The organism is Nitratidesulfovibrio liaohensis, from assembly GCF_011682075.1.
Classification (GTDB): domain Bacteria; phylum Desulfobacterota; class Desulfovibrionia; order Desulfovibrionales; family Desulfovibrionaceae; genus Cupidesulfovibrio; species Cupidesulfovibrio liaohensis.
In genome coordinates, this window is sequence record NZ_VSMK01000067.1 from 1 (window position 1) to 7,706 (window position 7,706).

7 protein-coding genes and 1 pseudogene are annotated in these 7,706 nt (G+C 66.1%); all 8 read left to right on the forward strand.

Annotated elements, in window-relative coordinates; translation table 11 throughout:
* The first annotated feature begins 128 nt into the window (after window positions 1–128).
* Window positions 129–1,286 carry a DegT/DnrJ/EryC1/StrS family aminotransferase gene (locus tag FVW27_RS03070; protein WP_167122645.1) on the forward strand — a complete coding sequence of 386 codons (1,158 nt, stop codon included), beginning with the start codon at window positions 129–131 and terminating at the stop codon, window positions 1,284–1,286.
* 479 nt (window positions 1,287–1,765) lie between these two features.
* The gene (locus FVW27_RS03075) at window positions 1,766–2,566 is read left to right on the forward strand and encodes a glycosyltransferase family 2 protein (protein ID WP_167122647.1); all 801 of its coding nucleotides are present in this window, start codon (window positions 1,766–1,768) and stop codon (window positions 2,564–2,566) included.
* 119 nt (window positions 2,567–2,685) lie between these two features.
* Window positions 2,686–3,402 carry a UMP kinase gene (pyrH, locus tag FVW27_RS03080; RefSeq protein WP_167122649.1) on the forward strand — a complete coding sequence of 239 codons (717 nt, stop codon included), beginning with the start codon at window positions 2,686–2,688 and terminating at the stop codon, window positions 3,400–3,402.
* 5 nt (window positions 3,403–3,407) lie between these two features.
* On the forward strand, window positions 3,408–3,968 hold the full coding sequence (gene frr / locus FVW27_RS03085) for a ribosome recycling factor (RefSeq protein ID WP_015946539.1): 561 nt from the start codon (window positions 3,408–3,410) through the stop codon (window positions 3,966–3,968).
* 136 nt (window positions 3,969–4,104) lie between these two features.
* Window positions 4,105–4,887 (forward strand): polyprenyl diphosphate synthase, encoded by a 783-nt coding sequence (uppS, locus tag FVW27_RS03090; RefSeq protein WP_424991842.1) that lies wholly within the window; start codon window positions 4,105–4,107, stop codon window positions 4,885–4,887.
* On the forward strand, window positions 4,884–5,690 hold the full coding sequence (locus FVW27_RS03095) for a phosphatidate cytidylyltransferase (RefSeq protein WP_167122651.1): 807 nt from the start codon (window positions 4,884–4,886) through the stop codon (window positions 5,688–5,690). Before uppS ends, FVW27_RS03095 begins: the two co-directional genes overlap by 4 nt.
* A 239-nt stretch (window positions 5,691–5,929) precedes the next feature.
* The gene (locus tag FVW27_RS03100) at window positions 5,930–7,468 is read left to right on the forward strand and encodes a pyridoxal phosphate-dependent decarboxylase family protein (protein ID WP_167122653.1); all 1,539 of its coding nucleotides are present in this window, start codon (window positions 5,930–5,932) and stop codon (window positions 7,466–7,468) included.
* 37 nt (window positions 7,469–7,505) lie between these two features.
* Window positions 7,506–7,706 (forward strand): annotated as a pseudogene (locus FVW27_RS03105) (1-deoxy-D-xylulose-5-phosphate reductoisomerase); the annotation flags it as partial.

Genomic DNA, 7,706 nt, shown 5'->3' on the forward strand with positions numbered 1-7,706 from the left:
GCCCCGCCGCCGCGAGGCCCCACGGGACGGGGTTTCGTCCCCCCGGCGCGCACCGCGCGCCCCACGCACAGCAGGCCGCGCGCCAACGGCACAACGCCGCGCCGCCCGGCCCCGGAGAAAGAACACCCATGCGCGATACCTTCCTTGTCTTCGGCCAGCCGCTCATCGAACAGGCGGAAATGGACGAAGTGCTCGACAGCATGAAGCGGGCGTGGATTGGCACCGGCCCCAAAGTGCACCAGTTCGAAAAGGATTTCGCCGCCTACAAGGGCATGCCCTATGCCGCCGCCGTCAACTCCTGCACGGCCGCGCTCCAGCTTTCCTGCCTTGCCCTCGACCTTGCGCGGGGCGACGAGGTGATCACCACGGCCATGACCTTCTGCGCCTCGGTGAACGCCATCATCCACTCCGGCGCCACCCCGGTGCTGGCCGACGTGGACCCGGTGACCCAGAACATCGACCCCGCCGACATCGAGCGCCGCATCACCCCGCGCACAAAGGCCCTGCTGGTGGTGCACTTTGCCGGGCGCGCCTGCGACATGGACCCCATCATGGACATTGCGCGGCGACACAACCTGGCCGTCATCGAAGACTGCGCCCACGCCATCGAAACCACCTACAAGGGCAGGCAGGCGGGCGACATCGGCGACATCGGCTGCTTCAGCTTCTACGCCACCAAGAACGTGGTCACCGGCGAAGGCGGCATGATCCTTTCGCGCGACAAGGCCAAGATCGACCGCATGAAGATCATGGGCCTGCACGGCATGAGTGCCGACGCCTGGGCCCGCTTCTCCGATTCTGGCTACAAGCACTATTACGTTGTCGATCACGGCTTCAAATACAACATGATGGACATGCAGGCCGCCCTCGGCATTCACCAGCTGAAGCGGGTGGAAGACTACTGGAAGCGCCGCGAGGTCGTGTGGCAACGCTACATGCAGGCCTTCGCCGACCTGCCCGTGGGCCTGCCCGCCGCGCCGGAACCGGATACCCGCCACGCCTACCACCTGTTCGCCATCCGGGTGAACGAGGCGCGCTGCGGCGTCTCGCGCGATGCCATGCTGCCCATGATGACCGCCCGCAAGATCGGCGTGGGGGTGCACTACCTGGCCATTCCGGAGCACCCTTACTACCAGAAGAACTACGGCTGGAACCCGGACGACTACCCCAACGCGGTGGCCTACGGACGCGAAACCATCTCGCTGCCGCTCTCGCCCAAGCTGAGCGAACAGGACGTGAACGACGTGATCGAGGCCGTGCGCGGCATCATCACCGGCAAGGGGTAACGCTAACGGTCAGCTGTTTTTGTCAGCCTCCGGCGGGCAGAACGGCAGCCGTTAGACGAGCGCAACGCGCGAGTCTTGCCCTAGCCGTTGGTGAGCGAAGCGAACCTTACGGATAAGGACCGCAGCGCGCGGATGGCGATCGCAGAGCGGACGCTGCCCCCTGCACCCCCGAGTTTAACTTCTCCGTCTTTCTTGTCTTCCCGCTGTACGGGAAATTGTCTTTCTTCCTTATACCCCGCAGCGATCTTCCGCTGCGGGCGGCTGGTGCGGGCAGGATGCAAGGAATTACGATTTTTTGTGGCCGGGCAAGGCGGCGCGCATTTTTCGAGCGGAACATACTTCAGTATTTGAGCATCGAAAAACGCGCGCCAACGCCGCCCGGCCCAAAAAGACGGATTTCGATGGCAGCGTGACCGCGTAACATAATCCAGTCCAAGCCTCCCCCCCAACCTCAACCCCGCCGCCACCGGCAGGACAGCATGCGCCCCGCCATCACCGGCCTTGTGCTCACCTACAACGGCGAACGCCTGCTCGACAGGTGTCTCGCCTCGCTGTCCTTTTGCGACAGGGTTCTGGTGGTCGATTCCTTCAGCACCGACCGTACCGTGGACATGGCCCGCTCCGCCGGGGCAGAGGTCGTCCAGCGCAAATGGGAAGGCCCCGGCCCGCAGTTCCGCCACGCCCTCTCGCTCATCGACACCGAATGGGTGTTCAGCCTGGACCAGGACGAGATCTGCACCGAAGAACTGCGCGAAAGCGTGCTGGCCGCCGTGCGCGCGCAGGTGCGCGGGGGCGAGGGCAGCCACGGGACCCACGCACGCCGGGCTGGCTACTGGGTGCCCCGCCGCTCGTGGTACTTCGACCGGTTCATGAAGCACAGCGGCTGGTACCCGGACTACCTGCTGCGGCTGTTCCGCCCCGCGCAGATGGAAGTGCACGTCTCCGGCGCGCACTACTCGTTCCACCCAAAGGGTGAAACGGGCCGCCTGCGCGGCGACATCCTGCACTACCCGTACGACAGCTTTCGCCAGCACCTGGACAAGATCAACTCGTACGCGCAGCAGGGCGCGGACGACCTGCGCGCCAAAGGCCGCCAGGGCGGCGTGGCCGTGGCCACGGCGCACGGCCTGGCCCGGTTCCTGAAACTGTACGTGGTCAAGCTGGGCTTCATGGATGGCCGGGCGGGCTTCATCAACGCGGTGCACGGGGCATTCTACGCCTTTCTGAAGTATATCCGGGTACGCGAGGGCGACTGGGGTGCGCCTTTCAACCATCACTAGCCCCCACGGACGGCACGAGCCCCCCCGACAAACGGGCACTGCAACATCGGCACCGGCAACCCGCGCACGCACACGAATTTCAGACGACGCAACATACAACCACACACCGAGGGATGGACATGAGCGAACTCCGCTACAAGCGCGTGCTGCTGAAGCTCAGCGGCGAAGCCCTGGCGGGCGAAAACAAGTTCGGTATTGACCCCCAGACTGTTTCGAAGATATGCGAGGAAATCGCCGAGGTTGTCGACATGGGCCTGCAAGTGGCGCTTGTCATCGGCGGCGGCAACATCTTCCGCGGCCTCTCCTCGTCCGCCAAGGGCATGGACCGCTCATCGGCCGACTACATGGGCATGCTGGCCACGGTGCTCAACGCACTGGCCGTGCAGGACGCCCTGGAAAAGATCGGCCATCCCACGCGGGTGCTTTCGGCCATCACCATGCAGGAAGTCTGCGAGCCGTACATCCGCCGCCGGGCCGACAGGCACCTGGAAAAGGGCCGCGTGGTCATCTGCGCGGCAGGCACCGGCAACCCCTACTTCACCACCGACACGGCGGCCGCGCTGCGCGGCATGGAACTGAAGTGCCAGGCCATCATCAAGGCCACCAAGGTCGACGGCGTCTACGACAAGGATCCCATGAAGCATGACGATGCCGTGATGTTCCGCACCCTCGGCTACGTCGAAACGTTGCAGCGCAAGCTCGGCGTCATGGACTCCACGGCCATCACCCTGGCCATGGAGAACGATGTGCCCATCATCGTCTGCAACATGTTCAAGGGCAGCATCAAGCGCGTGGTCATGGGCGAAGACGTCGGAACCATCGTACACGGAGGCTAACCCCCATGGATATGGATAGCATTCTTCTCGACGCCGAAGAGCGCATGGAAAAGGCCCTCGGCTCCCTGGACCGCGAATTCGCCAAGCTGCGCACGGGCCGCGCCTCCACCTCGCTGGTGGACAACATCAAAGTGGACTATTACGGCACGCCCACGCCCATCAGCCAGCTGGCGTCCGTCAGCGTGCCCGACAGCCGCACCCTGACCATCCAGCCGTGGGACCGTTCGGCCTTCCAGCTGGTGGAAAAGGCCATCATGAAGTCGGACCTTGGCCTGAACCCGGTCAACGACGGCAAGATCATCCGCATCTCCATCCCGCCGCTGACCGAGGAACGCCGCAAGGACCTCGTGAAGGTGGCCCGCAAGTACACCGAAGAAGCCAAGGTGGCCGTGCGCAACGTGCGCCGCGACGCCAACGACGCCCTGAAGAAGCTGGAAAAGGGCAAGGAGATTTCCGAGGACGACGTGCGCAAGTCCACCGACGACGTGCAGAAGCTGACCGACCGCTTCGTTGCCAAGTCGGACGAGAAGTGCACGGCCAAGGAAAAGGAAATCATGGAACTCTAGGCCGACGCGGCCTTCTCTTGCATGGCCGGTCGCGCCCGCAGCAGTCCCGCCCCGCACACGCGGTTGGACGGACGGGCGGGCGGACCGGCCATGGCGCATATGACGCGGGGCATTGCCCGCGCAGCAGAGGCTTATCGTGAACAACGCTCCCACGGCGGGCTCCCCCCTGCCGGAAACTTCCGCGCCGAACACGCCGTCACCAGACACGCTGGCACCGGCCACGCTGCCCCGCCATGTAGCCGTCATCATGGACGGCAACGGGCGCTGGGCCACCCAGCGCGGCCTTTCGCGCAGCGACGGCCACCGTGCCGGCACCGAGGCGGCCCGGGCCATCGTCACCGAATGCCGCACCCTCGGCATCCCCCACCTGACCATGTACACCTTCTCCAAGGAAAACTGGGGCCGCCCCGGTGCCGAGGTGAAGTTTCTGTTCGAGCTGCTGGTGGATTTCCTGCGCGAGGAATTGCCCAACCTCATCAAGCGCGACATCCGGCTTTCCGTGTTCGGCCAGTTGGCCGACCTGCCGCTGGCCGCGCGCAAGGCGCTGGAGCACGCCATTTCCCGCACCGCAGCCTGCACCGCCATGCGCCTGAACCTGGCCCTCAACTACTCCGCCCGCGATGAAATCCTCATGGCCTGCCGCGCCTTGGCCGCCGAAGGCCTGGCGCCCGAAGCCATCACCGAGGAAGCCTTTGCCGCGCGGCTGTGGACTGCGGGCCAGCCCGACCCGGACCTGGTCATCCGCACCAGCGGCGAAGTGCGCATCAGCAATTTTCTGCTCTACCAGAGCGCCTACAGTGAATTCCACTTCACCGACACCCTCTGGCCGGACTTCACCCCAGAGCATTTCCGCGCCGCCCTGCGCGACTATGCCGGGCGGCAGCGCCGCTTCGGCAAAACGGAGGCAACCCCCGCGTGACCTCGGCATCTCCCCATTTCCAACGCGTCGTCACCGGCACCGCCCTTGCGGCCCTGCTTACCGTGGGCCTTGCCATGGGCGGCTGGGTGTTGCTGATCATGGTGGTGGCCGTGGCCAGCCTGGCCCTGCTGGAATTCTACACCATGTTCTGGCCCGGCAACGCCCGCCTGCCGTTGAAGGCCACCGGCATGGCCCTTGGCGCCGCCGTACTGGCCGCCGGGCACATGGACCGCCCCTGGATGGTGCTGGGCTGCGTTGCCGCCGCCTTCCTGGTAGGCGCCGTGGGCTTTCTGCTCACCTGGGGCAACGGTGAGGACGACTGCCGCTTCACCGAAGGCCAGGTGCTGGCCAGCGGCATCCTGTACGTGCCCGTACTGCTGCTGCCCGCCCTGCACTTCAACCGCTGGGAACAGCTGGTGGTGGTGCTGGCCGCCGTCATTTCCGACACCGGCGCCTATTTCATAGGCACCTGGTTCGGCAAGGCGCGCATCTGGCCGCGCGTCAGCCCCAAGAAAAGCTGGGTCGGCAGCCTGGGCGGCCTCACCCTGTGCGTGCTCGCCACCACCGGCGTGGGCGTTGCCGCAGGTACCGCCCCGTGGTGGGCCTTTGCCCTGCTGGGCGGCCTGCTGAACGTGGCCTCGCAACTGGGCGACTTCTTCGAATCCGCCCTCAAGCGCACCCTCGGCGTCAAGGACTCCGGCGCGCTGCTGCCCGGCCACGGCGGCCTGCTCGACCGCATCGACAGCCTGCTCTTCGTCGTGCCCGCCTATGCCGCCCTGGATTCGGTGTTTCCGTTCTTTTAATGTTTGTCGGGGAAGAGGAAGGAACCTTTTGTAAAAGGTTCCTTCCTCTCCCCCGCACCCCCTCTCCATCCTCCCAAACTTTTCAATTGAAAAACCGTTGCCGCCATACCCATTGAAAAGTTTGGTGGAAAGGGGGATGGGGGTCCGGGGGAAGGGGGAAAACCACTTTTTCAAAAGTGGTTTTCCCCCTTCCCCCGGAATAGCTCCAGACACGCCGCAACTCGCATACTTTACACCCCATGCAACGACACGAGACACTCGACCTGGAAGATTTCGAAGCCCTGCTGCACCGGGCGGCGACCATGATCGCGGACCGGGTGGAGCGCATCGGCCCGTGCGCGGAAGGTCCGGTGGTGCATCCAGCCACGTTCGACGAACTGGCGGCGCTGATTCCGTCCGACTGGCCGGAGACGGGCGCGGGGGCGCACGCGGTGCTGGACGATGTGGCCCGGTGCATAGAGCCGTACGCCACGCGCATCGGGCACCCGCGCTTTCTGGCATGGATAACGACCAGCCCGGCCCCGGCGGGCACGCTGGGTGACATCGTGTGCACGGGGCTGAACCAGGCGCCGCTGTCGTTCAAGGGCGGCCCGGCGGCCACGGTGCTGGAACACGTCGTCATCGGCTGGCTGGCCCGACTGTTCGGCCTGCCGGAAGCGGTCGGTGCCGCAGGCGATGCGGACGGCCCGGGCGGCACCATCGTGTCCGGTGGCACCATGGCCAACCTGATGGGGCTGACCGTGGCGCGCCACACGCACTTTCCGGAGGCGGCCACCAAAGGCCTTGCGGGCATCGGGCGCACCCCGGTGCTGTATGTTTCCGACCAGGGGCACATGTCCATCGAGCGTTCCGCGGTGTTGCTGGGCCTGGGCGCGGACAACGTGCGCGCCATCCCTTCCGATGCGGACAACCGCATGGACGTGGCGGCCCTGCGCACGACCATCAAGATGGACCGGGAGGCGGGACTTGCCCCGTTCTGCGTGGTGGCCCAGGCGGGTTCGGTAACCACCGGCGCGGTGGACCCGCTGCCGGAGATGGCCGACGTGTGCGCCGCCGAAGGGTTGTGGTTCCACGTGGATGCGGCTTACGGCGGCGCGGCCATGCTGACGGAAGAAGGCCGCGCGCTGCTGGCTGGCATCCACCGGGCGGACTCCATTTGCGTGGACCCGCACAAGTGGTTCTTCATCCCGCTTGAGTGCGGGGTGACGCTGTTCCGCAGCAAGGCGCAACAGATCGCCACGTTCCGGGCGCGCGCCTCGTACCTGGGTGAGGAAAATCCGCACGACCTCAAGAACACCACCTTCATCCTCAGCCGCGCCAACCGCGCGCTGAAGGTATGGTTTGCCTTCCGCACGTACGGGCGCGAGCGGCTGCGGCGCATCGTGACGCGCAACATGGAACTGGCCCGGCACTTCCGCGACCTGTGCGCCGCCTCGCCGGAATGGCGGGTGCTGGCGCCGGTGCACCTGTCCATCGCCTGCGCGCGCTACCTGCCGCAGGGCGACGGCTGGACCGAGGAACAGGTGGACCGCTTGCAGGTGCGCCTGCTGGAACGGCTGGAGGCATCCGGCGAAGGGTTCCTGACCCCGGCCATGGTACGCGGCAGGGCCGGGGTGCGCCTGTGCGTGGCCAACCACCGCACCTCCGAGGCCGACATCCGCCTGCTGTTCGACCTCATGACCAGCTTTGGCCGTGAATTGGCGGCGCAGGGGCCGCAAGGCCCCCAGGTTTCGCAGACCCCGCAAGGCCCCCAGGTTTCGCAGACCCCGCAGGTCTAGACCCGCCCACAGACGGCGGAAAGGGAAGAACACGGGCATGATCCGCTACATTTCGCGCATGCCGGACAGGGCATGGGAAGACGCAGCGCCGCGCACGGTGGCCCTGCTGGGCAGCACCGGCTCCATCGGCACCAGCGCGCTGAAGGTCATCGAGGCGCATCCCGGCCTGTTCCGGGTGGCCGCGCTGGCCGGGGCGCGCAACGTGCGCCTGCTGGCCGATCAGGCCATCCGTCACCGC

Bases quoted from the DNA above. Each gene is read 5' to 3' on its own strand.
- FVW27_RS03070 (WP_167122645.1), top strand. From the start codon at position 129: ATGCGCGATACCTTCCTTGTCTTCGGCCAGCCGCTCATCGAACAGGCG.
- FVW27_RS03075 (WP_167122647.1), top strand. From the start codon at position 1,766: ATGCGCCCCGCCATCACCGGCCTTGTGCTCACCTACAACGGCGAACGC.
- pyrH (WP_167122649.1), top strand. From the start codon at position 2,686: ATGAGCGAACTCCGCTACAAGCGCGTGCTGCTGAAGCTCAGCGGCGAA.
- frr (WP_015946539.1), top strand. From the start codon at position 3,408: ATGGATATGGATAGCATTCTTCTCGACGCCGAAGAGCGCATGGAAAAG.
- FVW27_RS03100 (WP_167122653.1), top strand. From the start codon at position 5,930: ATGCAACGACACGAGACACTCGACCTGGAAGATTTCGAAGCCCTGCTG.